The sequence below is a fragment of the Actinoplanes sp. TBRC 11911 genome (assembly GCF_012933445.1).
GTDB lineage: Bacteria > Actinomycetota > Actinomycetes > Mycobacteriales > Micromonosporaceae > Actinoplanes.
Map to the genome: position 1 here is coordinate 95,653 of NZ_JABBNC010000018.1, position 25,264 is coordinate 120,916.

The following is a 25,264-nucleotide window of genomic DNA, read 5'->3' on the forward strand; positions in this document are numbered from 1 at the left end:
ACGTGTGCCTTGACCGAGGACTTGACGATCCCGATCCGTCGTCTCGACCCGCAGCTGCCGCTGCCCGCGTACGCGCACCCGGGTGACGCCGGCGCCGACCTGTTCGCCGCCGAGGACGCTTCGCTGGCGCCCGGGGCCCGCGCCGCGGTCCGTACCGGCATCGCGGTAGCTATTCCGGTGGGGTTCGTCGGCCTGGTGCATCCCCGCTCCGGTCTGGCGGCCCGGCTGGGCGTCACGGTCCTCAACGCGCCCGGTACGGTCGATGCCGGCTATCGCGGCGAGATCCTGGTGATCCTGGTGAATCACGACCCGGTGAACACTGTCAAGATCTCCCGCGGCGACCGCATCGCCCAATTGGTCGTCCAGCGGGTCGAGCGAGCGGTGTTCCTCGAGGTCGACGAGCTCGACGACACCGCGCGCGGTGCCGGCGGGCACGGCTCGACCGGCGGGCACCACGCGCTGCCCACGCAGCAGAAGCAGTCCTGAAAGGTGGCAGTGATGTTCTCCCGTAAGCGTGGCGGCCCCAAGCACGTGCGCGCCACCGACGCCCCGCCGTCCGACGCCCTGGCGCAGAGCCTCGAGGCCGACGACGAGCCCACCCCGCCCGAGCGCGGCCCCTGGGACGAGAGCTACGCCCCGGACGACGTCGAACGGCTCGACCTGGGCAGCCTGCGCATCCCGGCGGTCGACGGCGTCGAGGTCCGGGTCCAGGCCAACCCGGACGGCGCGGTCGAGCAGATCGTGCTGGTCGACGGCGACAGCGCGCTGCAGCTCGGGGTGTTCGCGGCCCCGCGCACCGAGGGCATCTGGGACGAGGTGCGCGAGGAGATCTCCGAGGCGATGGCCGCCGACGGCGTCAAGCCCCAAGAGGTCCGCGGCCCGTACGGCATCGAGCTGACCGCCCGGGTGAACACGCCGGAGGGCCCCGCCGATGTGCGGTTCGTCGGGGTGGACGGGCCGCGCTGGATGGTCCGGGCGCTCTACCAGGGCGTTGCGGCCGCCGACCGGGGTCGCGAGGGCGCCCTCGGCGAGGTGCTCTCCGGCCTCGTGGTGGTCCGCGACGCCGAGGCCCGGCCGGTCCGCGAGGCGTTGCCGCTGCACCTGCCGAAGGAGATGACCGACCAGGCGCAGGACGCCTCCGGCGCGAACGGCAGCGCGCCGAATTAGGCGATCGTGACAGAGGTCACCGGACCCTCTTCCGGCGTACCGTGGATGAACGGAACAGGGACACTGAGCCGTCCATCCCCGCGGGGCGAGGAGAGGGTCCATGACCACCGACGAGCGCACCGGCCTGCGCAGGTTCTTAGACCGGCTGACGGCCACCGACTCGGAGCTCGACGCCGAGGATCTCCAACGGGAGAGCGCCAAGTGCGGTGCCATTCCCGCCACTCAATGCCGCCGTGGCCAGGTCGTTTCGGTGTCCGGCCGGCTCCGCACCGTGGCGTACACTCCTCGAACGAACCTGCCGACCTTGGAGGCCGACCTCTGGGACGGCAGTGACGTGGTCACGCTGGTCTTCCTGGGCCGCCGGTCGATAGCCGGCATCGAGCCGGGCAGGCAGCTCACCGCACGTGGCCGGATCGCGATCCGGGACGACCGCAAGGTCATCTACAACCCGTACTACGAGCTGGAGGCGCCCCGGTGACACCCGGTAGCGAGCCGGTCGAGGAGAGGCTCGCCGAAGAGGTGGTCGAGGGACTCGATCTGCAACCCGAAGAAGAGCCTCTGCCGTCCATGAGCGAGCTGCTCGCCGACCAGCTGGGCGGCGTGCGCGGCCTCATCGAGTCCAGCCTGCCCGTGCTGGCATTCGTCGTGCTCAACGTCGTCCTCGGCAACGCGGTGGTCGGCCTCGAGAAGCAGACCGCCCTGACCTGGGCGATCATCGGCGCGGTCCTGTCCGCCCTGGGCATCGGCGCCTACCGCCTGGCCCGCAAGCAGCCCGTCCGGCACGCCGTCAACGGCCTGCTCGGCATCGCGGTCGGCGCCTTCCTGGCCTGGCGCACCGGCCGAGCCCAGGATTTCTATCTGCCCGGCATCCTGCTGACCTTCGGCCAGGCCGCGGTCCTGCTGATCTCGGTCATGGTGCGCAAGCCGATCATCGGGTACGCGTGGGGCATCCTCGCGAACAAAGGCCGGCACGACTGGTTCGCAAACCCCCGGCTGTTCCGCACCTTCCAGTGGCTCACTCTGGTCTGGGTGGCGTCGCTGGGCGTGCGCGCCGGCATCCAGTACTACCTGTGGGCGCTGGGCGAGGCGAACGCGCTCGGCGTGGTCCGGATCCTGATCAGCTGGCCGATCTATGCCGCTACGTTCGCCTTCACCGCCTGGGCCATCCACCGGGTGACCAGCGCCCCGGAAAAGGCCCTAACTTAGCTCCGGCCCCGCGTTGCCGAGCACCACCGCGCGGATCTGATCCTCCACCTCGGTCGTGCAGACGAAGATCAGCTCGTCGCCGGCCTCCAGCGGGTCGTCCGCGGTCGGCACCACCACACGCTTGCCCCGCAGGATCGCGACCAGCGCGGCGTCCCGTGGCAACGGCACCGACCGCACCGGCTTGCCCTCGTACGGCGCGTGCTTCGGCAGCGTGATCTCGACCAGGTTCGCCTCGCCCTGCCGGAACGTCATCAACCGCACCAGGTCGCCGACCGTCACCGCCTCCTCGACCAGCGCGGCCATCAGACGCGGCTTGCTGACCGCCACGTCCACGCCCCACTGCTCGGTGAACAGCCACTCGTTCTCGGCGCGGTTCACCCGGGCCACCACGCGCGGCACCGCGAACTCGGTCTTGGCCAGCAACGAGACGACCAGGTTGACCTTGTCGTCGCCGGTCGCCGCGACGACCACGTCGCAGCCGGCCACGTCCGCCTCCTCCAGGCTGCTCAGCTCGCAGGCGTCGGCGAGCACCCACTCGGCCTCCGGCACCCGTTCCGGGCGCAGCTGGCGCGGCTGGCGCTCGATCAGCATGACCCGGTGGCCGTTGCCGATGAGCTCCTGAGCGATCGACCGGCCGACGTTGCCGGCCCCGGCGATGGCGATCCGCATGCTCAGTTCCCCTCCTTCTCCGCGCCCGCGGCTATGTTCAGCACGTCCCCGACGGTCTCGTCGGTGACCAGCATGAACACCTGATCGCCATCCTGGATCACGGTGGACGGGGTGCCGAGCGTTCCCATCCCGAACCGCATCAGATACGCCACCCGGGCGCCGGTGCGCTCCTCCAGCACCTTCAGCGGCCGGCCCACCCAGTCGCGGTGCAGCGGCGCCTCGACGATCGAGACCACGCTGGTCGGGTCGCGGAACACCTCGACGGTGCCCTCCGGGACCAGGTGCCGGACCATGCGGTCGGCCGCCCAGCGGATCGTCGCCACGGTCGGGATGCCCAGCCGCTCGTACACCTGGGCGCGCCGCGAGTCGTAGATGCGGGCCACCACCCGGGAGACGCCGAACGTCTCGTGCGCCAGGCGGGCCGAGATGATGTTCGAGTTGTCGCCGCTGGAGACCGCCGCGAAGGCGTCCGCCCGCTCGATCCCGGCGGCGCGCAGCACGTCGCGGTCGAACCCGAAACCGGTCACCGTGATGCCGCCGAACTCGGCCCCGAGCCGGCGGAACGCGTCCGCGTTCTGGTCGATGACGGCCACCGAGTGGCCACGCGCGTCGAGGTTGTGAGCGAGCGTCGAACCGAGCCGCCCACACCCCATGATCACCACGTGCACGTGTCGCGTCCTCCAGGATCAATACTCACCCGTGTGAGCGTGCCATGCGCCCGTAACGGCCGCGTCCCGGGGCCGGATACGCAACGAGCATGGCGGCCGTACTCTTGGCACTCGTGGCAAGTACGACATCCCTCGCCAAGCGGCTGCTGCTCGGTCGGCCGTTCCGCTCCGACAAGCTGCAGCACACGCTGCTGCCGAAGCGGATCGCGCTGCCCGTGTTCGCCAGCGACGCGTTGTCGAGCGTGGCGTACGCACCCGACGAAATCCTGCTGACCCTGTCCATCGCCGGTGCCGGCGCCTTCGTCTTCTCCCCGTGGATCACCCTCGCGGTCGCGGTCGTCATGGTCACCGTGGTCGCCAGCTACCGGCAGAACGTGCACGCGTACCCCTCCGGCGGCGGCGACTACGAGGTCGCGACGGTGAATCTGGGGCCGCGCGCCGGTCTCGGGGTGGGCAGCGCGCTGCTCGTCGACTACATCCTGACGGTCGCGGTGTCGACCTCGTCGGGCGTCAACAACCTGGGCTCGGTCGTCCCGTTCGTGGCCCAGCACAAGGTCGCCTTCGCGATCGGCGCGATCGCCCTCCTGGCCTCGCTCAACCTGCGCGGCCTGCGGGAGTCCGGCACCGCGTTCGCCATCCCGACGTACGCGTTCATCGTCGTCATCGTCATCATGATCGCTACCGGGCTGATCCGGGTGTTCGTTCTCGGTCAGGACCTGCGGGCCCCGTCCGCCGACCTGGTGATCACGGCCGAACAAGATCATCTGACCAGCTTTGGTTTCGCCTATCTGCTACTTCGGACTTTTTCCTCGGGCTGCGCGGCCCTGACCGGCGTCGAGGCGATCTCCAACGGGGTGCCGGCGTTCAAGCCACCGAAGAGCAAGAACGCGGCGACCACACTGATGCTCCTCGGCGGCATCGCCATCGTCATGCTGGTCGGCATCGTGCTGCTGTCCCGCGTCATCCACCTGCAGTTCGTCGAGGACCCGGCCACCCAGATCGTCAGCGGCCCGGCCGGTTACGAGCAGAAGACGGTCACCGCCCAGCTCGCCGAGACGGTCTTCGGCCAAGGCTTCCTGCTGTACGTCGTCGGCGCGGTCACCGCCCTGATCCTCTTCCTGGCCGCCAACACCGCGTTCAACGGCTTCCCGGTGCTCGGCTCGATCCTGGCGCAGGACCGCTATCTGCCCCGCCAGCTGCACACCCGGGGCGACCGGCTGGCCTTCTCCAACGGCATCATCTTCCTGGCGATCGCCGCGATGGTGCTGGTCGTGGCGTTCCAAGCGTCGACCACCCGGCTCATCCAGCTCTACATCGTGGGCGTGTTCGTCTCGTTCACGCTTTCGCAGGGCGGGATGATCCGGCATTGGAACCGGCTGCTGAGAACCCAGCGAGATCCGTTACGCCGCCGCCAGATGATCCGCTCGCGAGCCATCAACACATTCGGCATGATCCTCACCGGCGCGGTCCTGGTCGTCGTCCTGGTCACCAAGTTCCTGCTCGGCGCGTGGATCGCGATCGCCGCGATGCTCGTCATCTACGCGCTCATGCTGGCCATCCGCAAGCACTACACCCGCGTCTCGCAGGAGCTGCAGCCCACCGACGAACGCCCGGTGCTGCCCTCGCGCAACCACGCCGTGGTCCTGGTCAGCAAGGTGCACCTGCCGACCCTGCGGGCCGTGGCGTACGCGCAGGCCACCCGGCCGGACACGCTCACCGCGGTCACCGTGAACGTCGACGACAAGGACACCAGGGCCATCCAGCAGGAATGGGAACGCCGGCAGATCCCGGTCCCGCTCACCGTCGTCGACTCGCCCTACCGCGAGATCACCCGCCCGATCATCGACTTCGTGAAAGGCATGCGCCGGGGCTCACCCCGCGACGTGGTCACCGTCTTCGTCCCCGAGTACGTCGTCGGCCGCTGGTGGGAGAACCTGCTGCACAACCAGAGCGCGCTGCGGATCAAGAGCCGCCTGCTGTTCGAGCCCGGCGTGATGGTCACCAGCGTGCCGTGGCAGCTGCGCTCCAGCCAGGACCGCGACCTCGACCGCATCGACCGCAACCTCAGCCAGGGCCCGGCCCGCGGCCCCCGCAACCGCCGCGCCGCCGACCAGCCGCAGGCCACCATGGCCGCCGACCGCACCCCGGAGACGCACCCGTGACCCCCGACCTGGAACTCGATCTCGTCCAAGGCGATCGGATCGAGCTCACGGTGGGAGCGCCCGCGCACGGCGGCCATTGCGTCGCCCGCCTCGGCGGCCGCGTCGTCTTCGTCCGGCACGCACTGCCCGGCGAAGAGGTCACCGCCGAGATCACCGAGATTCACAAAAGCTTCCTGCGCGCCGACGCCGTCGAGATCCACTCACCCTCTCCGGACCGGATCACCCCCGCTTGCCGGTACGCCCGTCCGGGCGCCTGTGGCGGCTGCGACCTGCAGCATGTCTCCGCCGACGCGCAGCTGCGCTGGAAGGGCGCCGTCGTCGAGGAACAGCTGCGCCGTCTGGCCGGCCTTTCGCTGTCCGTACGCGTCGAGGCGTTGCCGCCGTCGCTCGGCTGGCGCACCCGCGTGCGGTACGCCGTCGACGCCCTGGGACGCGCCGGCCTGCTCCAGCACCGCTCCCACCAGGTCGTCCCGATCGAGCGCTGCGTCATCGCCCACCCCGCGATCCAGGAGCTGGACCTGCTGGAACGCGTCTGGGACTCGGCGAGCTCGGTGCAGGCCGTGGCCTCCTCCGGCGGCGAGGTGGCGGTGCTGGAACGCGGGCCCGGCGGGGGAGCGGTGGAAGACGACCCGACCTCGTCCCCCATGGGCGGAACGCTGATAAGCGGGCCGTCGGAGCTCACCGAGGTCGCGGCGGGACGGACCTTCGGCGTACCGCCGCAAGGGTTCTGGCAGGTGCACCCGGCCGCCGCGGACACCCTGACCGCGTCCGTACTGGACATGCTGCGCCCCGTCGAGGGGGAGACCGCGTGGGACCTCTACGGCGGCGCCGGCCTGTTCGCGGCCGCGCTGGCGGGGCACACCCGAGCGCGGGTGACGCTTGTCGAGTCGTCCCCGGTCGGGGCCGCGGCGGCCCGCGCGAACCTTTCCGACCTCCCGGTGGAGGTGGTCCACGCCCGGGTGGAGTCGGCTCTGCGCCGCCTGCACACCCCAGCCCCGGACCTCGTCGTGCTGGACCCGCCGCGGTCCGGCGCCGGGGCGCGGGTGGTCCGCGAGATCGCCGCCGCCGACCCGCGCGCCGTCGCCTACGTCGCCTGCGACCCGGCGTCGCTGGCCCGCGACGTGGCGACCTTCGCCACGCTGGGCTGGCGGCTGGCCGAGCTCAGGGCCTTCGACTGCTTCCCGATGACCCACCACGTCGAGTGCGTCGCCCTGCTCCTGCCGGCCTGACCAAGCTGTGGGGGGTCAGCGCTGTGTGGGCGTTGCGGGTGCCCACACTGCTGGGTGGTTGGTCGGGGTGTGGGGAGCTGGGTCGGTGTGGGCGTTGCGGGTGCCCACACTGCTGGGTGGTTGGTCGGGGTGTGGGGAGCTGGGTCGGTGTGGGCGTTGCGGGTCCCCACACCGCTGCGCGGCCGGTCGCGGCGTGGGGAGTTGCGTGCGGCCTGAGCGACGTCAATGCCGCCACGTTGTCAGGCTGTTGCCCTCTCGGCCGCGGCCACCGCGTTGCGGAAGAGCATCGCGACCGTGGTCGGGCCGACGCCGCCGACGCGCGGGGTGATCGCGCCCGCCACCTCGGCGACCGACTCGTCGACGTCGGGGAGCAGGCGGCGCCCTTCGTAGCGGACGCCCGCGCCGATCACGGTGGCGCCCGGGCGCACGTGTTCGGGCTTGATGATGCCGGGGACGCCGGCCGCGGCGACCAGGATGTCGGCGCGCTTGGTGTAACGGTCCCAGTCGGGCACGCCGGTGTGCACCACCGTGACGGCGGCGTTGGCGGTCGGGCGTTTCTGCGACAGCAGCAGCGCCAGCGGGCGGCCCAGCGTGGCGCCGCGGCCCAGGATGACGACCTCGCGGCCGGACACCGGGATCTCGTAGTGGGCGAGCAGCGCCTCGATGCCGGCCGGGGTGTTGGGCAGCGGTCCGGGCATGCCCAGGGCCAGCCGGCCCATGTTCAGCGGGTGCATGCCGTCGACGTCCTTGTCGGGGTCGAGGGTCTGCAGCGCCGCGTCGTAGTCGAGGTGGGCCGGGATCGGGTATTGGATGAGGACGGCGTGCACGTCGCGGTCGGCGTTGAAGCCGGCGATGACCTCGAGCAGGTCGTCCTGCTTCGCGTCGGCGCCCAGGTGCCGGTGCGGTGAGGCAAACCCGAGCTCGCCGGCCTGGCGCTGCTTGATCCGGATGTATCCGGCGCTGGCGTCGTCGTCGCCGACCAGGATGGTGGCGAGGCTGGGCTGGACGCCGCGGGTGCGGAGGCGGTCGGCGCGGGTGCGGACGTCGGCCAGCACGGCCTCGGCGACGGGGGCTCCGGGAAGAAGTCGAGCGGTCGGCATGGATCTCCTCCGCACGGGGCCCAGGCGGTCGACTCCCGTGACAGGCTCCCCGATGGTTGACCCATCCCCGTGCCGCCAGTCGCGTCTGCGGTCCAGCCTATCGAGCGCCCCACGAAAGGCCGGGAGCGCCCGACCCCAAGGCCGCCGGAAGGCCGGGAGCGCCCGGCCGGCCCCTAGACCGCGAAGTGGCCGAGGAACGCCGTCAGCACCGGCACACACACCAGGGCGATGAGCAGCCCGAGCCCGGCGGGCCGGCCGAGATTCAGGGTCCAGCCGACGCCGAAGCGCTTCGGCACGAACAACCGGCGGTCCTCGCGGTCCGCGTAGAACGCGCCCCGCCACGGACTCTGCGGCTCCTGCCGCCCGGCGGCGACGGTCGCCACGGCCAGCGCGGCCAGCCCGGCGGCCAGGCTCAGGCCGATGCCGATCACCTCGCCGGCCTGCAGCGACGTGCGGCCCAGCCAGATCGGCTGGGCCAGCAGGAACAGCGCGAGGTCGACGCTCGCGGCCAGGATCAGCAATGCGTGGGCGTGCAACGCGACGGCCCGCTCGCGGCGGCGCCCGGTGTCGTCCGGGGTGGGCTCACCGGCGTACGGGATCCGCAGCATCAAGGCGACGGCGGCCGCGAGGACCGCGGTGACCAGGATCTGGATGGTCACCGGGAAGAAGGCGCTGAACGGCGTCGTGGGCACGAACGAGTCGGCGTCGCCGTGGATGTCGAAATGGCTGGGTAACTCGTTTGGCAGGCCCGGGTAGCGCGCCGCGCCGGTCAGCACGCCCAGGCCGATCAGCAGGATCGAGGGCAGACCCCAGAGCCACGGGTACGGCAGGTGGCGGGCACCGCGGCGATCGAAGGCGATCAGGGCCGCCAGGATCGCCGCGAAGGCGAGCAGGAGAGCGCTGACTGCCACGGTCACTCCATCGAAGCTACGCCCCGCCGACAACATCGACCGGGGTGTGAAGTAGATCACCACGGCCCAGATATGAAGGTTGTGTGTAGGGTCTTCGCGGCGGATGCGTCTTGGCGCCACGCCGATAGACTTCGCTCTCATGAGCGAAGCCCTCCCCGGCACGACCGGTGTCCTCGCGAGCATCACCGCCCCCGGTGACCTCAAGCGCCTCACCGTCGAGCAGCTGGACATGCTGGCCGCGGAGATCCGCGACTTCCTGGTCGCCAAGGTGTCGCGTACCGGGGGGCATCTGGGGCCGAATCTGGGGATCGTGGAGACCACCCTCGCTCTGCACCGCGTCTTCGACTCGCCGCGCGACCGGGTGCTGTTCGACACTGGCCATCAGGCGTACGTGCACAAGATCGTTACGGGCCGGCAGGAGGGCTTCGACCTGCTGCGCCAGCGTGGCGGCCTCTCCGGGTACCCGAGCCGCGCGGAGAGCGAGCACGACCTCATCGAGAATTCGCATGCCTCCACCGCGCTTTCGTACGCCGATGGTCTGTCCAAGGCGTTCGCACTGCGCGGCGAGGAGCGGCACGTGGTGGCCGTGGTCGGCGACGGCGCGCTGACCGGCGGCATGTGCTGGGAGGCGCTCAACAACATCGCCTCGGCGAAGAACCGGCTGGTCATCGTCGTCAACGACAACGGCCGGTCGTACGCGCCGACGATCGGTGGCCTGGCCGATCACCTGTCGACGCTGCGCCTCAACCCGGGCTACGAGCGGGTGCTCGACCTGGTGAAGGACGCGCTGGGCTCGACGCCGGTGGTGGGCAAACCGGTCTACGAGGTGCTGCACGCGGTCAAGAAGGGCATCAAGGACGCGGTCGCCCCGCAGCCGATGTTCGAGGATCTCGGCATCAAATACCTGGGCCCGGTCGACGGGCACGACGTGGCGGCGATGGAGTCGGCGCTGCGCCGGGCCAAGGGCTTCAACGCGCCGGTCATCGTGCACGCGGTGACCCGCAAGGGCTACGGCTACCGCCCGGCCGAGGACGACGAGGCCGACTGTCTGCACGGGCCGGGCGGCGCGTTCGACGTGCAGACCGGCAAGCTGCTCGCGGCGCCCGCGGTGAAGTGGACCGGGGTGTTCGCCGACGAGCTCGTGAAGATCGCCGACGAGCGGCCGGACGTCGTCGGCATCACCGCCGCGATGGCCGAGCCGACCGGGATCGCCAAGCTCGCCCGGAAATATCCCGAGCGCGCCTACGACGTGGGCATCGCCGAGCAGCACGCGGTCACCAGCGCCGCGGGCCTGGCGATGGGCGGCCTGCACCCGGTCGTCGCCGTGTACGCGACGTTCCTGAACAGGGCGTTCGACCAGGTGCTGCTCGATGTCGCGCTGCACGAGCTGCCGGTGACGTTCGTGCTGGACCGAGCCGGCATCACCGGTCCGGACGGGCCGAGCCACTACGGCGTCTGGGACATGAGCGTCTTCGGCGTGGTGCCGGGCCTGCGCATCGCCGCTCCGCGGGACGCGGCGACGCTGCGTGCGGAGCTGCGCGAGGCGGTCGCGGTCGAGGACGGCCCGACGATCGTACGTTTCCCGACCGGTGCCGTACCGGCCGATCTGCCCGCCGTGCGCCGTCTCGGCCAGGTCGACGTGCTGCGCGAGGACGAGCGTAAGGACGTGCTGCTGGTGACGGTCGGCTCGTTCGGCACGCTCGGCATGGAGGTCGCCGACCGGTTAGCGCAGGAGGGTCACGGCGTGACCGTGGCGGACCCGCGCTGGGTGCGTCCGGTGCCGGTCGAGCTGGCCGGTCTGGCCGGGCAGCACCGGCTGGTGGTGACCCTGGAGGACGGGGTGCGCGCGGGCGGTGTCGGCGACGCGGTGGCGAGCATGCTGCGGGACGCGGGCGTGGACGTGCCGCTGCGTGACTTCGGCGTTCCGGTCGGTTTCCACCCGCACGGCACGCGGGCCGAGATCCTGGAGTCGCTGGACCTGACTCCGCAGGTCATCGCCCGTGAGGTGGCCGCGACGGTGTCCATTCTGGAGCCCGCCTCTTAACAAACTCGGATTTCGGCCGGAAGCCGGGCGAGCCGGACGCTTACATGGGCGTTTCGTTATCTCGCCGTTATCTTCAAGGCATGAGTTTGGAGAGCGGCGTCGTCGTCATCGAACTCGGTCTGGAGCGCGGCGAACCCGACTCCTACCGCAACTCGAGCCGGCGCACGACGCCGCGGTGGGTTCCGTCCATGCTGGTCGCCGCGTTACTACTGGTCATTCTCGGCGCCTCCGACCCGCCCGCGAAATCGCCGCTCTCGCAGGTGTTCCGGCTGCAGGTCGCGCCCGGCGACGCGTACACGCTGACCAGCGACGGCACGCTGGTGGCGCAGACGCTGGGGCAGCTCACGTCGTACGACCTGGCGAACGGGCAGATCCTGTGGCAGTCCGCCCAGGCCGCGCCGACCTACCGGCTGCGGCAGGTCGAGGGGCTGGTGCTGATGCGTCCGTTCCAGTCCGGCGGACGCGATCCGGGCACGTCGGCCGTCGCGCTGAGTAACGGGGCAAGCCGCTGGGAGCACGACGGCAACGTGCTCACCGTGCCCGGCTCACCCACCCTGCTCGCGGTGCAGCCGGTCCGCAGTTACGCCGGCGCGAACCGGCGGGTGGAGGGCGCGATCGAGGCGCTCGACCCGTTCAGCGGCGACACCCGGTGGACGGTTCAGGTGCCGGGCACCGGCGTGCTGCTGGGCGTGCCCGGACCGGCCGACACCGGCTCGCGGATGCTGCTGGTCAACTCCGACCGCACCATGGATTTGCACGACCTGGACGACGGCCAGTTGCTGGCCTCCGAGAGCATCCCGGCTGCCGACTACGGACCGGGCAACCCGTCGGTGGCCGGCGGGGTGATCCTGCTCTGGCATCCCGGCGTCTCCGGCATGCAGATCTCCGCGTACGGACCGCTGTCGCTGCGTCCACTCTGGACGCGACCGGCCTACCGCGCCGACGTCATCAAGGAGTGCGGCTTGCTGGCCTGCCTGGTCGGCGACGACGGTGTGCGGGCGATCGACCCGGTGACCGGGGACCCGCGATGGTACCGGCCGCAATGGAAGGACATCGACGTCCAAGGCACCATGACCATTGCGTACGCCGAGGAGGCCGACCAGAAGCCGGTCGCTGTCGTCGACCCGGACACCGCCGAGGTGAAGGTCGACCTGGCCGGGTGGCGCCCGGTGGCCGGCACCAGCGCAGGCGATGCCTTCCTGGTGACTCGAGCCGTCGACGCGGGAGCCCGTAGCATGGTCGCCGTGGTCCGGCCGGACGACCGCCAACCGCGGCCCCTGGCCGATCTGCCCGCGGGCACCGGCGACTGCGAGTCGGCGCCGAACAGGTTGGCCTGCCGGAACATGTACGGCGAACTGGTCGTGTGGGCGTACCGGGAGGGGTGAGTCTTGGCGCTGATCGAGCTGGACCTGACCACCCAGTTCGACCCGGCACCCAGCTCGCCACCGCCCGTCCACCGCTACCGGCTGCCCGGGCTGATCCTCGCCGCCGCCCTGGTGTTCCTGCTCAGCGGCGCGGCACCCGACGCGCCCCGGCTCTGGCAGACGGCCGGATCGATCCCGTTGAGCGGTAACGACTCGCTGTTCGCGCTGGCCGGCGGCGAGGTCTACACGGTCGCGTCGACGCCCGGCACGCGCACCGTGCGGGCCTTCCTGCTCGGTGCGAAACCACGCCAGGTGTGGTCCACCTCGTTCGCGGCGCGGCCGCGGCAGCCGGACGACGTCGGCTACACCCGGATCGCCGCGCAGCGGGCCGGCGACGTGGTGCTCATCAACGACGGGCCGTCGACCACCGTGCTGGACGTCCGCACCGGACACGTGCTCTGGTCCACCGCGGTGCCGGTGGCGCCGATCGACGGGGCCGACCTGGGCGTCGTCGAGGTGCAGCAGTTCCGGGCCGGCACGATCTACGACCAGGATTCGGGTGATCCGGGCGCGCTGTACTTCGGGTCCACCGGCCAGCCGCACACCGAGCCGCCGGTGCACACCGAGATCCACGGGGTGGACCTCCGGACCGGCGCGACCGTCTGGTCGGTGCCGGAAAGCGGCTCGGTGAACGTCCTGCCCACCTCGAACGCGGTGGACATCGTGTCGTCGCAGCGGCTGGAGCGCCGCGCCGCCGCCACCGGGCGGGTGCTCGCCACCCGTGCGCTGCCGCCGGTCGACGGCCGCCTGCCGACCGGCGGCGACATCATCGGCGGCACCATGGTCGTCTCCTACGGCTCGTTCGGCGAGCAGGAGACCGGGTACGCCCCGGACACCCTGCGCCGGCTCTGGTCGCGATCCGTGCCGGAGATCCTGCTCGACCCGCCGAGCTGCGGAGACGTGCTGTGCGAGGGCGGCCGGTCGCGGCTCGACGTGCTCGACCCCGTCAGCGGGAAAGCCTTGTGGCGCGCCCCGGCCGACGTCGATCTGAGCCGGCGCGACGGTTACGTGGTCGAGACGGACACCCAGACCGGGGCGGTGCGGCGTCTCGCCGACCCGGCCACCGGCCGCACCCGCGTCGATCTCAGCGCCTGGGGTGCCGAGGCGGTCGGCGCGTCCGGCGCTCCGATCGTGCTGCGCGGCATCCGCAGCCCGTTCCGGAGCGTGTTCGGCGTCGTCGAGCCGCGGCGCGACGCGGTGCAGCCGCTCGGCGAGGCCAGCGGGACGCTCGGCGATTGCGCCGCGGACAGCGCGCACGTGGTGTGCCGTACCGATCAAGTGCTGCGTATCTGGGCTTATCGGGCCTGACCCGCTGGCCCGTTCGGCGCACAATGAGGCCGGTGAGCGCCCTTATCGACCTCGGTGAAATTCCGCGGGAACTGGCCGCCGGGCCCGTCGAGACCCGGTCGCCGTTCCCGTCGAAGGTCGTGCTCGGCGCTCTCTCGCTGGTGCTGCTCACGCTGCTCACCGGGGCCATGCATCGCGCGCCCCAGCGACCGCCGACGATCGTCGCGGCCCGGCTGGGCGACCTCACCTTCATCACCGAGGGCCAGCTCGCGGTCGTGTCGGCCGGGCGTCCGGTGCTCGGCTCCGACGTCGCGAACCGGGTCGTGACCACGTACGCGCTGCCGGCCGGCCGGATGACCAGCCGCACCTCGGTCGCGGTGTCCGGCGGGGTCACCTGGGTGTGGCGGGGCGCCGGCGTGATCCTGGTGTCGTACCAGGTCGACAGCACCGGCACCTGGGCCGTGGTGGCGGCCGCCGAGGGCACCGAGCGGACGCTGTGGCGGCGGGAGGCCCGCTGGATCGGCGCCTCGGCCGCGGACGGGCTGGTGGTGCTCAGCGCCGACGACGCCGAGCTCGGGCTGGACCTGAGCACCGGCCGGGTCCGCTGGTCGGTGCCGCACCCGCCGGACGGCTACACGACTGCGGTCGGGGACGGCACCGGGTGGCCCTCGTGGCTGGTCACGCTCACCGACTCCGGCGGGCTGGAGACCCGCGACCCGCATACCGGGAAGGTGGTCGCCGCGCTCGCGCTGTCGTCGCTGCCCGGCCGCCAGAACGGGCTGATGTGGGCGATCGACGGCCTGATCGTGGTGCAGGACGGCGACCGTGGCTTCGACGCGTACCACGTGCCCGGCCTGGACAAGGCCTGGACCACCACCGCCGACCTCTCGCAGAGCTGGACCGACGGTGACTGCGGGCGGCTGATGTGCGCCTTCCGCATGCAGCGCGGCCTCAGCGTGGTCGACTCGGCGACCGGCCGGTTCATGTGGTCGGCCGAGCGATGGGCGTACGCCGAGGCGGCCGGCGGATACCTGCTCGCCGCCGAGCCGGACCGGGACATCGACGATCCGGCGGTCTGGGTGCTCGATCCGGACACCGGGCGCGTGCTGGGCGACTTCGGCCGGTGGGAGGCGCGGGGACGAGCTTCGGACGGGACCGTGTACGGGACACTGGACGTGCCCGATACGCACCGAATGTTCTACGGGGTGCTCGATCCGGCCACCCGGCACGTCCGCATCCTCGGCAGCGGCACGTCGGTGTCGGGCAGCTGCGAGATCGGCCCGGACGTGCTGCTCTGCCGCCTGCTCGACGCGTCCATCGCCCTCTGGCCGCTTCGGTAGCCTTCACTTACGGCCTCTTCACACCCGGTCGGCGAGGCTGGACGCGGCGGTTCTCTGGAGGTCTGCGGTGCGTGTGCTGGTGGTGGAAGACGAGCGGAACCTCTGCGACGCGATCGCGCGCGGGCTCCGGCGTAAAGGCATGGCGGTCGACGTGGCGTACGACGGCCTCAAGGGCCACGAGATGGCGTACGTGACGCGGTACGACGTGGTCGTCCTCGACCGTGACCTGCCCGGCATGCACGGCGACGAGATCTGCGCGGCACTGGTCGAGTCCGGCGCGCTGACCCGGGTGCTGATGCTGACCGCGAGCGGGTCGATCGCCGACAAGGTCGAGGGGCTTGAGCTGGGCGCCGACGACTATCTGGCCAAGCCGTTCGCCTTCGAGGAACTCGTCGCCCGGGTGCAGGCGCTCGGCCGGCGCGCGACCCCGGCGGCCCCACCCGTGCTCAGCGTCGGCAATCTGGTGCTCGATCAGACCCGCCGGGTGGTCACCCGCGGCGGCCAGCCGATCGAGCTCACCAACAAGGAGTTCGGCGTGCTGGAGGAGCTGCTGAAGGCGCGGGGCGGGGTGGTGTCCAGTGAGGAACTGCTGGAACGGGTCTGGGACGCGAACACCGACCCGTTCACGACCACGGTCCGGGTCACGGTGATGACGCTCCGCAAGAAAGTCGGTGACCCGCCGCTGATCGAAACCGTGGTCGGGGCGGGCTATCGCGTGCCGGAACCGGTCGGGCTCTCATGACCGTCTACCTCGGCCGCAGCAACCGCAAGGTGGACTTCAGCCTGCGACCCACGCTGCGGCTGCGGCTCACGCTGCTCAACGGCATCCTGCTGGTCGGCGCCGGGGTGGTGCTGGTGCTGCTGGCGTGGCTGCTGGTCGGCGACGCGATGCACCCGGTGGACGCGCTGCAGGCCGGGTCCACGGTCACCCTCGCCGACGGCACCACCCGCGACGCCGCCCAATGGCAGGCCGGGGTGGTCGACCACGCGTCGACCGAGGTGCTGGTCAAAGGTCTCACGGCGTTGATCGCGATCGGCATCATCGGCATCGCCGGGGCGTACGCGGTGGCCGGTCGTGCCCTGCGTCCCCTGCATCGCGTGACCCAGACCGCGCAGCGGCTCGGCGAGGAGACGCTGGACCAGCGCATCCGCTACTCCGGCGCGGACGACGAGGTGGCCGAGCTGGCCCGCACGTTCGACGCGATGCTCGACCGGCTGGCGGCGGCGTTCGAGTCGCAGAAGAGGTTCGTGGCGAACGCGTCGCACGAGCTGCGCACCCCCCTGGCCGTCATGCGCACCGAGATCGACGTGACCCTCAGCGACGACGAGGCCGACGTGGACGAGTACCGCCGGATGGCCAAGGTCGTGCGCAACGCCTCCGAACGCGCGAACGGCCTGGTCGACGCGCTGCTCGTGCTGGCCCGCTCGGAGGCGCAGTCGGGCCGGCGGCTGGCCCGCAAGACCCCGGCCGACCTCGCGGTCTGCGTGACGAACGCGTTGTCCGCGGTGCGCTCCGAGGCCGAGCGCCTCAAGCTGGACGTGACAACCGACCTGAAACCGGCCCCGGTGGTGGGCGACCCGAGCCTGCTCGACCGCCTGGCGGGCAACCTGATCGAGAACGCGATCCGCTACAACCACTTGCTGGGCCGTCTGTGGCTGCGCACCGACACGGTGGACGGCCAGGCCCGGCTGGTGGTGGGCAATACGGGGTACGAGGTGGAGCCGGCCGACGTGCCCGGCTTGTTCGAGCCGTTCCGCCGCGGCGGCTGGGAACGCACCGGCGCCCGCGGTTCCGGGCTGGGCTTGTCGATCGTCCGGGCGGTGTGCGACGCGCACGGGGGGACGGTGTCGGCGGTGGCCCAGGAGGGCGGCGGCCTGGAGGTCACGGTGTCGTTGCCGACGGCGGACGCGACCCCGGTGGTGGCGGCGACGGCAAGCGTGCCGCGCGCGTCCTGACCGGCGCGGCGAGTTCAGCGCGGCCGGTCGGGCCGGGCTGCCGTCCGGCCCGGCGGCCGGGTCGTGGTCGGATGGGGCCGGTGAGGCGGCCATGTCGCGGTCGGATGGGGCCGTTCAGGCGGCCATGTCGCGGTCGGATAGCTCCGGTCAGGCGGCGAGGTCGCGGTCGGTCGGCATTGTTCCGTCCGCCATCGCGGCGGCCTCCTTGCGGACCTTGCGCCACGTTGTCGGGCTCATGCCCAGTTCGCCGGCCAGTTGGGTCTCGGTGATGCCGGGGTGGTCGGCCTTGATCTGAGCGGCCATCGCCAGGGTTTCGGCCGGGTCGCGGCGCTTCCGGTCACCGGTGCCCTGCCGAGCAGGCGGGGCCGGTTGGCGTGAGGCGGAGGCGGGTGCGGTCACGGTCGGGCCGGCCGGACGCTGGGCCGGGACTGCCCGTTGCCGTTGCGGCCGGGGGGTGGGCTGCGCGAAGGAGCCGTCCGATCCGGTTCGCGGTAGCACCGCAGAGGCCTCGGCGAAGACGGCGGGCGGCAGGTTACTGCGCCGTGACGGCGTGCCAGGAGCCGGCACCAGACCGGGAATCGCGGAAGCGTCGCGACCGATGATCCCCGATGCGGATTTTTCCGATATTTCGTATTCGTCTGGGGCGGTGGTCAAGTCTGCGGCGACAACCCGACGGTCTTGCGCGAAGCTCGAAGCGTCGGCGGCGTTGCGGTCTCGCGCTGTTCCGGCGGCGACGGCGTGGCGGTCGCGCGCGGTGCCCGAACCGTCGGTGGCCGCGGTGACGGACTCGCGCGCCTGCGCGGCGACATCGGCAGCGGACCGCTCGCTGTCCGCGGCCGTGCGGGTGCGTTCCAGTTCCGCGATGCGGCCGGTCAGTTCGACCAGGCAGATGCTGGCCACGATGATCAGGCCGTCGACCGAGAGCGGGAGCAGGTAGGGGGAGGCGCCCGTCTCGCCGTAGCGGGCCGCCACCCCGGCCATGTGCCAATAGGACACCCACGCGGCGATCCCGGCGATGATGGCGGTGGCCAGCACGCGGGCGGCGGCCAGCAGGCGGCGGTGCACGGGGACCCGGGAGATCAGCTCGACCGTGAGGAGCAGGGCCAGCGGTGGCCACGCCGCGATCGCCTGGCTGATCGGATTGTCCAAGGCGTGCAGCACGTTGGCGACCACCGACGCGGCGACGCCCAGCAGCAGCGTGGCTCGCACCGCCCAGCGGACGCGACGCAGATGCTCGAGGACCACCGGAATCTCCTCAGCTGATCATTACCTTGCGTGACGGCTCCCCGGCCCGGCTTCCGGGCCGGCGACCGCACCATCCTGACCGCTGAAGATGACGCAATCGCTCCCGGCCCGGAACCGTGACCGGTCCGTGCCGGGAGCGATGCGAGAGTGTGATCGTGTCTGCGGCGTGTCGGCTTGCTTCGGGCTAGGCCTTCTTCTCGATCTCGGCGCGGACCTTGGGGAACTCGCTCTTGATCGACGATGTGGACTTGAAGTACCAGACGACCAGGCCCAGGCTGCCGTCGTCGGCCCAGACGCAGATGGCCAGTTTCTGGCCGGCGCTGGTGCTGTTGCCGCACTTTGCGTAACCGCCCAGCGACCCCGTCGAGACGCTGGTGATTCCGGTCACCTTTGTGGAGCTGCCGCCGCTGGCGAGCAACGCGTCCACGGTGGTCTCCGGGAGCACGACGTCGGCCTCGGCGGCCGCCATCACCACGACGTTGCGGGTGCCGATCCGGCCGTACATGCCGCTGACCGAGTTGGACGCCGACGGGTAGCTCGACATCATCGTCTTCAGCAGGTCGACGTAGCTCTGCAGCTCCTTGCTGCTCACCTTGGGCCGGCCGCCCAGCGTCTTCGGCGCGACGACCTTGACGGTCGAGGCCGCAGGCGTGCTCGGCTGGGCCGACGGCTCCTGCGTCGGGTCCTCGGTGGTGGGTGAGGAGGCCGGCTCGGGGGTGGCGTCGGCGGAGGTGAGCTTGTCGTCCTGGTTCCGCAGAACGAGGACCACTGCCGTGCTGCCACCCAGGCACAGGACCAGGAAAATCGCGATCGAGGTGAGCACGATCGGCAGCGTCCGGCTCTTCGCCTTCGGCGGCTGGACGGGCGGCTGCGGGAATCCGGGGTAGGGCGCGTAGGGCGAGGGCGGATACGGCATCGGCTGCCCACCGGCGGGCGGGTAACCGGGCTGCCCGGCGGACGGGTAACCGGGCTGCCCCGGCGGTGCATAGCCAGGTTGGACAGCGCCCGGATACCCCGGCTGGGGCGGCACCGACGTCGGGACGTCCGGGTTGGGCTCGCCGGAATACGGCGACGAGTACGGCGTGGCCGGATACTGCGTCGGATCTGGCTGTGGGTGGCCGGGATAAGGCTCGCCGGGCTGGGGTTCCCCCGAGGTCGGCGGCTGAGGGGGCTGAGACATCCAGGCTCCATCGATCGGGTACCCGGTGAGGCTACCTGGCCTGCGCCTTTCCCGCTGTCCGGTTTAATTCCCGGCGCGTGACGGCACGACGCGGCTGCCCGACGCCAGAATCGACCCGGGGCAGCCGCGTCAACGATCAGGCCGGTGCGTTCGCCAATCCCGCCGGCAGGAACCGCTTCCCGGTCACCCGCTCCGAGATCCCGCTACGGTCCAAATAGGGCGTAATCCCGCCCAAATGGAACGGCCACCCCGCCCCCAAAATCAGGCACAGATCAATGTCCTGCGCCTCCGCCACCACGCCCTCATCGAGCATGATGCGGATTTCCTCGGCGACGGCTTCGAGGGCCCTCCGGCGTACGTCATCGGCGGCAAGCGGAGCGGGACCGCCCGCGACCAGCTTGACCACGTCGGGGTTGAGCTCGTCGTCCACCATGATCGGCTGACCCGAGTCGACGATCGCCTGGAGGCTGGTCGCCACCAGGAAGCGCGACGGGAACGCCCGGTGCAGCGTCTCGCCCACGTGCAGACCGATCGCCGGGCCGACGAGCTGGGTCAGCGCCATCGGACGCATCGGCAGGCCCAGGTCGTCGAGCGCGCTGTCCGCCGTCGCCATGTCGGTGCCCGCGTCGATCGCCCGGAAGATCTCCGTCGAGAAGCGGGTCAGCAGGCGGTTCACCACGAACGCGGGCGCGTCCTTGACCAGCACCGCCGACTTGCGCAGCTCTTTCGCCACGGCGAACGCGGTGGCCAGGGCCACGTCGTCGGTCTGCGAACCGCGCACCACCTCCAGCAGCGGCAGCACCGCGACCGGGTTGAAGAAGTGGAAGCCCACGACCCGCGACGGGTGCTCCAGGTCGGCGGCCATCGCGGTCACCGACAGCGAGCTGGTGTTGGTTGCCAGGATCGCCGAGGGCTCGACGATCTTTTCCAGCTCGGACCAGACCTGCTTCTTGACCTCCAGATCCTCGAATACCGCCTCGATGACAAAGTCCGCGTTGGAAAAAACGGATTTATCGACCGAGCCGCTGATCAGGCCACGTAACTTGGCGGCGTTTCCGGCATCGAGCCGGCCCTTGGACACGAGCTTGTCGATCTCGCCCCGGACGTACGCCACGCCCTTGTCCACACGGGACTGGTCCAGGTCGGTGAGCACGACGGGGACCTGCAAACGGCGTACGAAAAGAAGTGCCAGCTGGGATGCCATCAAGCCGGCGCCGACCACGCCCACCTTGGTCACCGGACGGGCCAGGGCCTTGTCGGGTACGCCGACCGGGCGCTTGGCCCGCCGCTGCACCAGGTCGAACGCGTACAGGCTGGCCCGCGACTCGTCGCCCATCAGCAGATCGGCCAGGCCCTGCGTCTCGGCGGCCGTGCCGTCGGCGAACGAGGCGTCCTTGGCCAGCGCGAGCAACTCCAAAGCCTTGTTCGCGGACGGGACCGCGCCGTGCAACCTCTCATCGAGCTGCTGCTTGGCGAAGAAGAGCACACCGTCCCACATCTCGCGGTCAACCTCAGCCCGCGAAATACCGATATTTCCGGACACCACGCCCGCCGCCCACTCCAGCGACCGCTCCAGGAAGTCGGCCGGCTCGAACAGCGCATCCGCGATCCCCAGCTCGAACGCCTGCTTCGGCCGCAACGTCTTCTGGGTCAGCGGGTTCTGCAGGATCACCTGCGCGGCACCGGGGATCCCGATCAGGTTCGGCAGCAGTTGCGTGCCACCCCAGCCGGGGACCAGGCCGATCGCCACCTCGGGCAGTCCGAGGGCGGCCGCTCCGCCGGACAGCGTACGGAAATGGCAGTGCAGAGCCACCTCGAGCCCGCCGCCGAGAGCAGCACCGTTGATGAACGCGAACGTCGGAATCGTGCTGTCGCGCAACCGGGCGAACACCCGATGGCCCAGCTCGCCCAGCTCGACCGCCTGCTCGCGGGTCGTCAGGTACGGGATGCCGGTGATGTCGGCGCCCACGCAAAAGATGAACGGCTTGCCGGTGATCGCGATGAACGCCGGCTCCTGCGCCGTCGCCTCGGTGATCGCCGCGTCCAGCTCCCGTAAGCCCGCCGGACCGAAACTGGTCGGCTTGGTGTGGTCGAAGCCGTTGTCCAGGGTGATCAGCGCGCCCTTCGTCCCGCCGATGTGGACCGACCGGACCAGCGCGTGCGTCACGACCTCTTTCGGATGCCCGATCACTTGGCGCCGCCTTCCCAGTTAGCGTTTTCCCAGATCACCGTGCCGCCCATGCCGATGCCGATGCACATCGCGGTGAGGCCGTAGCGCACCTCCGGATGCTCGGCGAAGTGCCGCGCGAGCTGGGTCATCAGCCGGATGCCCGACGAGGCGAGCGGGTGCCCGATGGCGATCGCGCCGCCCCACGGGTTGACCCGGGGATCGTCGTCGGCGATGCCGTAGTGGTCGAGGAACGCGAGCACCTGCACCGCGAACGCCTCGTTCAGCTCGAACAGGCCGATGTCCTCGATGGACAGCCCGGCCTTCGCCAGCGCCTTCTCGGTCGACGGGATCGGCCCGTAGCCCATCACCTCCGGCTCGACGCCGACGAACCCGTAGCTGACCATCCGCATCGCGACCGGCAAGCCAAGCGCACGCGCGGTTTCCTCGTCGGCGAGCAGGGCCGCGGTCGCACCGTCGTTCAGCCCGGCGCTGTTACCCGCGGTGACCCGGCCGTGCGGACGGAACGGCGTCTTCAGCGTCGCGAGCTTCTCCATCGACGTCTCGCGCGGCGCCTCGTCCGCGGTCGCCAGCCCCCAGCCCTGCTCGGCGCTGCGGATCGCCACCGGCACCATGTCCGGCTGCAGCCTGCCGTTCGCGTACGCCTTGGCGGTCTTGAGCTGCGAGTTCAGCCCGTAGCGGTCGGCCCGCTCCTTGGTCACCTCGGGCAGCCGGTCGTGCAGATTCTCCGCCGTCGAGCCCATCACCAGCGCGGACGGGTCGACCAGCTTCTCCGCCAGGATGCGCGGGTTGGGGTCGACGCCCTCGCCCATCGGGTGGCGGCCCATGTGCTCGACCCCGCCCGCGATCGCGACGTCGTAGGCACCCATCGCGATCCCGCCGGCCAGCGTCGTCACGGCGGTCATTGCTCCCGCACACATTCTGTCGATCGCGTAGCCGGGCACGGTCTTCGGCAGCCCCGAGAGCAGCGCGGCGGTCCGCCCGATGGTCAGCCCCTGGTCGCCGATCTGGGTGGTGGCCGCGACCGCGACCTCCTCCACCCGCTCCGGCGGGAGCTGCGGATTGCGGCGCATCAATTCCCGGATACACCGGATGACCAGGTCGTCGGCGCGGGTCTCGGCATACATGCCGCCCGCCTTCCCGAACGGGGTGCGGACGCCGTCGACGAAGACGACCTCGCGTACGTGGGGCACAGCAAGCCTCCCTAGCACTTTTCCAGGGATGCTACTAGCCAGTAACTAAGCTGTCGACGCTTTCTCCGCCGCCCGCAAGATCAAGATCAAGATCAGCCTGTCGTAGCGGGGTGGGTGGTGCAGACCGCCGCTCCCGCCGAGGGCCGCGGCGGGCCGAGCAGGGCGCCGGCGCGCCCAAAACGCTCACCCCACCCCGGCGACGTGCGTAAGCGGTCCCGCCCAACCCCCACACGCCCGTCCCCAACCGCACCACCGCCCCGCGCGCCGCCCGGGCCCGTGGTGACCTGCGCCACCCCAGCCGTGCGTGCTCCCCACACCGCGGCGCGGGCCAGCGGCGCGTGGGGAGCTGTGGCGCTCTGCGCGTTGGTGGTCCCCACACCTGGGCGCGGGCGGGCGGGTGTGGGGAGCTGTGCCGCTCTGGGCGTTGGTGGTCCCCACACCTCGGCGTGAGGGGGCGGGTGGAGCTGTGCCGCCCCTGGCCGTGCGTGGTCCCCACACCTCGGGTGGGCCAGCGGGGGTGTGGGGAGCTGTGCCGCTCCGGCCGTAGGTGGTGCCCACACCTGGGCGCGGGCGGGCGGGTGTGGGGAGCTGTGTCGCTCTGGGCGTTGGTGGTCCCCACACCGCGACGTCGGGCGGCGCGGTGTGGGGAGCTGGGGGTCTCTGGGCGTCGGAGGTGCCCACACGCTTGGGGTCGCGCCATGGTGTGGGGAGCTGGGGGCTCTGGGCGTCGGAGGTGCCCACACGCTTGGGGTCGCGCCATGGTGTAGGGAGCTTGGGGGCTCTGGACGGCGGCGATCCCCACACCCCGCGGGCAAGGTGTGGGGGCGTGGGTGGGGGCGCGCCGGGTGGGTCAGGTGGGGGTCGCGTCGGGGAGGATGGCGGCGAGCGCGTCGGCCAGGAGGGTTACCTGCCAGTTGCGGGCGCCGAAGCCCAGCAAGGTGTCGGCCACCGTGCGTGCGGTGATCTCGTCGGGGGGTGACCAGGCCAGGCGGCGGATGAAGTCGGGGCTGATCAGGTTCTCCGGCGGGAGGTTGTGGTCGTCCGCCGTCGTGACCACCACCGCTCGGCAGCGGGCCAGGCGCGCGGCGGCCACCGGGTCGCGTTCCGCCCAGCGGTGCGGCGGGGGCGGGCCCTCGACCGGCTGGTTCACCGGGAGCTCGTCGTCCGGCAGGGCCCGCGCCTCGTCCAGCGCGTCCAGCCACACGCGCGCGAGACGGCGTACGGAACGGCCGCCGAAGCCGGGAATCACCAAGAGTGAGCGTTCGTCCTTGGGGTCGGACTCCGCGGCGGCCACGATCGCCGAATCGGGCAGCACGCGGCCGGGGGCCGAGTCGCGCCGGGAGGCCACGCCGTCCCGCGCGTACCACAGCGCACGCACCCGGGACTGGGCCCGCGCGCCGCGTACGCGATGAATGCCGGAAGTGCGCCGCCACGGATCGGGGCGCACCCGTGGAGGGCGGTCGGCACTCGCCACCAATGCCGCGAACTCCTCGGCCGCCCACTCCGACTTGCCCTGCCGGTCGAGCTCGGCGGCCAGGTTGTCGCGCAGGTCGGTGAGCAGCTCGACGTCGAGCGCCGCGTAGGTCAGCCACGAATCGGGCAGCGGCCGGGTGGACCAGTCCGCGGCCGAGTGGTGCTTCTCCAGCGAGAAGCCGAGCAAATTCTCGGTCAGCGCGGCCAGCCCGACCCGATCGAAGCCGGCCAGGCGCGCGGCCAGCTCGGTGTCGAACAGCCGGCGCGGTTTCATGCCGAGCTCGGCCAGGCACGCGAGGTCCTGGCTGGCGGCGTGCAGCACCCACTCGCTCTCGGCCAGCGCGGCGTCCAGCGTCCGCAGGTCATCGAGCGGCATCGGATCGATCAGGGCGGTTCCAGCGCCGGCCCGGCGCAACTGCACCAGGTACGCCCGTTGGGTGTACCGGTAGCCGGAGGCTCGTTCGGCGTCCACGGCGACAGGGCCGGTGCCCGCGGCCATCCGGGCGACGACATCGGCGAGTTCGCCGTCGGTTTCTACCGGGCGGGGGGTGCCATCGCGCGGCGCGGTCAGCGGAACGGAGGTGGGCGCGGGCTCGGGATCGCCAGCCGTCGGGTCGGGCGGCTCGGCGTGCGGTCGTCCGTCCCCTGCGGTCTCCGGCGCGTCCCGACGGCGCAGGGGTGCTTCGTCGGTCACTCCGTAACCGTACGGGGGTACCGCCCTACGCGTGTGCAGCGGTACCGGCGCGTCGGTTCTCGATCGACTCCCGGCTGATCCGATGACGCGTTTCGTTCGTACTACCGGGCGCAGCGCCGAGACCCGGG

At 71.4% G+C, this 25,264-nt stretch carries 20 protein-coding genes and 1 pseudogene; 12 read left to right on the forward strand and 9 right to left on the reverse strand.

Annotated features, from left to right (window positions below):
- Positions 1-9: 9 nt before the first annotated feature.
- From dut to HH310_RS23730, 4 genes are all read left to right on the forward strand, one after another.
- On the forward strand, positions 10-486 hold the full coding sequence (gene dut / locus HH310_RS23715) for a dUTP diphosphatase (RefSeq protein WP_169177822.1): 477 nt from the start codon (positions 10-12) through the stop codon (positions 484-486).
- A 12-nt stretch (positions 487-498) separates the two neighbouring features.
- Positions 499-1,167 (forward strand): DUF3710 domain-containing protein, encoded by a 669-nt coding sequence (locus HH310_RS23720; protein WP_169177823.1) that lies wholly within the window; start codon positions 499-501, stop codon positions 1,165-1,167.
- Positions 1,168-1,267: 100 nt separating this feature from the next.
- Complete coding sequence (locus HH310_RS23725; RefSeq protein WP_169177824.1) at positions 1,268-1,645, forward strand: OB-fold nucleic acid binding domain-containing protein; 378 nt, start codon at positions 1,268-1,270, stop codon at positions 1,643-1,645.
- Entirely contained in the window at positions 1,642-2,373 is a 732-nt protein-coding gene (locus tag HH310_RS23730) for a DUF3159 domain-containing protein (protein ID WP_312034280.1), read from the forward strand. The genes HH310_RS23725 and HH310_RS23730 overlap by 4 nt, the downstream gene beginning before the upstream one ends.
- Here HH310_RS23730 and HH310_RS23735 read toward each other — a convergent pair.
- A complete protein-coding gene (locus tag HH310_RS23735) occupies positions 2,365-3,042 on the reverse strand; it encodes a TrkA family potassium uptake protein (RefSeq protein WP_169177825.1) in 678 nt (225 codons plus the stop codon). The two genes, HH310_RS23730 and HH310_RS23735, sit on opposite strands and share 9 nt — an antisense overlap.
- Before the next feature lie 2 nt (positions 3,043-3,044).
- Positions 3,045-3,710: a TrkA family potassium uptake protein gene (locus HH310_RS23740; RefSeq protein ID WP_169177826.1), complete on the reverse strand. Its 666-nt coding sequence runs from the start codon at positions 3,708-3,710 to the stop codon at positions 3,045-3,047.
- A 113-nt stretch (positions 3,711-3,823) separates the two neighbouring features.
- Here HH310_RS23740 and HH310_RS23745 point away from each other — a divergent pair.
- Together HH310_RS23745 and HH310_RS23750 are read left to right on the forward strand one after the other, a co-directional pair.
- A pseudogene (locus tag HH310_RS23745) lies at positions 3,824-5,885 on the forward strand (APC family permease); the annotation flags it as partial.
- Positions 5,869-7,101 (forward strand): TRAM domain-containing protein, encoded by a 1,233-nt coding sequence (locus HH310_RS23750; protein ID WP_312034281.1) that lies wholly within the window; start codon positions 5,869-5,871, stop codon positions 7,099-7,101. The pseudogene HH310_RS23745 and the gene HH310_RS23750, both read left to right, overlap by 17 nt.
- Before the next feature lie 239 nt (positions 7,102-7,340).
- Here the strand turns inward: HH310_RS23750 and HH310_RS23755 are convergent, their stop codons facing one another.
- Both HH310_RS23755 and HH310_RS23760 read right to left on the reverse strand, forming a co-directional pair.
- Positions 7,341-8,201, reverse strand: a complete 861-nt coding sequence (locus tag HH310_RS23755; RefSeq protein WP_169177828.1) for a bifunctional 5,10-methylenetetrahydrofolate dehydrogenase/5,10-methenyltetrahydrofolate cyclohydrolase — start codon at positions 8,199-8,201, stop codon at positions 7,341-7,343.
- A 173-nt stretch (positions 8,202-8,374) separates the two neighbouring features.
- On the reverse strand, positions 8,375-9,118 hold the full coding sequence (locus tag HH310_RS23760; protein WP_169177829.1) for a DUF5808 domain-containing protein: 744 nt from the start codon (positions 9,116-9,118) through the stop codon (positions 8,375-8,377).
- A gap of 133 nt (positions 9,119-9,251) precedes the next feature.
- On the opposite strand from HH310_RS23760, the gene dxs reads away from it, so the two are divergent.
- From dxs to HH310_RS23790, 6 genes are all read left to right on the forward strand, one after another.
- Entirely contained in the window at positions 9,252-11,156 is a 1,905-nt protein-coding gene (gene dxs, locus HH310_RS23765) for a 1-deoxy-D-xylulose-5-phosphate synthase (RefSeq protein WP_169177830.1), read from the forward strand.
- 80 nt (positions 11,157-11,236) lie between these two features.
- Positions 11,237-12,541: a PQQ-binding-like beta-propeller repeat protein gene (locus tag HH310_RS23770; protein ID WP_169177831.1), complete on the forward strand. Its 1,305-nt coding sequence runs from the start codon at positions 11,237-11,239 to the stop codon at positions 12,539-12,541.
- Between the two features lie 3 nt (positions 12,542-12,544).
- Positions 12,545-13,888, forward strand: a complete 1,344-nt coding sequence (locus HH310_RS23775) for a PQQ-binding-like beta-propeller repeat protein (RefSeq protein ID WP_169177832.1) — start codon at positions 12,545-12,547, stop codon at positions 13,886-13,888.
- Positions 13,889-13,920: 32 nt separating this feature from the next.
- Positions 13,921-15,207, forward strand: a complete 1,287-nt coding sequence (locus HH310_RS23780) for a hypothetical protein (RefSeq protein WP_169177833.1) — start codon at positions 13,921-13,923, stop codon at positions 15,205-15,207.
- A 67-nt stretch (positions 15,208-15,274) separates the two neighbouring features.
- Positions 15,275-15,949, forward strand: coding sequence for a response regulator transcription factor (locus HH310_RS23785; protein WP_169177834.1), 675 nt, complete (start codon positions 15,275-15,277; stop codon positions 15,947-15,949).
- The gene (locus tag HH310_RS23790; protein ID WP_211192522.1) at positions 15,946-17,163 is read left to right on the forward strand and encodes a cell wall metabolism sensor histidine kinase WalK; all 1,218 of its coding nucleotides are present in this window, start codon (positions 15,946-15,948) and stop codon (positions 17,161-17,163) included. Before HH310_RS23785 ends, HH310_RS23790 begins: the two co-directional genes overlap by 4 nt.
- A gap of 147 nt (positions 17,164-17,310) precedes the next feature.
- Here the strand turns inward: HH310_RS23790 and HH310_RS43270 are convergent, their stop codons facing one another.
- From HH310_RS43270 to HH310_RS23815, 5 genes are all read right to left on the reverse strand, one after another.
- Entirely contained in the window at positions 17,311-18,408 is a 1,098-nt protein-coding gene (locus HH310_RS43270) for a DUF2637 domain-containing protein (RefSeq protein WP_312034282.1), read from the reverse strand.
- Between the two features lie 184 nt (positions 18,409-18,592).
- A complete protein-coding gene (locus HH310_RS23800; protein WP_169177835.1) occupies positions 18,593-19,588 on the reverse strand; it encodes a hypothetical protein in 996 nt (331 codons plus the stop codon).
- A 136-nt stretch (positions 19,589-19,724) separates the two neighbouring features.
- A complete protein-coding gene (locus HH310_RS23805; RefSeq protein ID WP_169177836.1) occupies positions 19,725-21,779 on the reverse strand; it encodes a 3-hydroxyacyl-CoA dehydrogenase NAD-binding domain-containing protein in 2,055 nt (684 codons plus the stop codon).
- On the reverse strand, positions 21,776-22,969 hold the full coding sequence (locus HH310_RS23810; protein WP_169177837.1) for a thiolase family protein: 1,194 nt from the start codon (positions 22,967-22,969) through the stop codon (positions 21,776-21,778). The genes HH310_RS23805 and HH310_RS23810 overlap by 4 nt, the downstream gene beginning before the upstream one ends.
- An 850-nt stretch (positions 22,970-23,819) precedes the next feature.
- Positions 23,820-25,136, reverse strand: a complete 1,317-nt coding sequence (locus HH310_RS23815; RefSeq protein ID WP_396027537.1) for a ribonuclease D — start codon at positions 25,134-25,136, stop codon at positions 23,820-23,822.
- Positions 25,137-25,264: the final 128 nt, after the last annotated feature.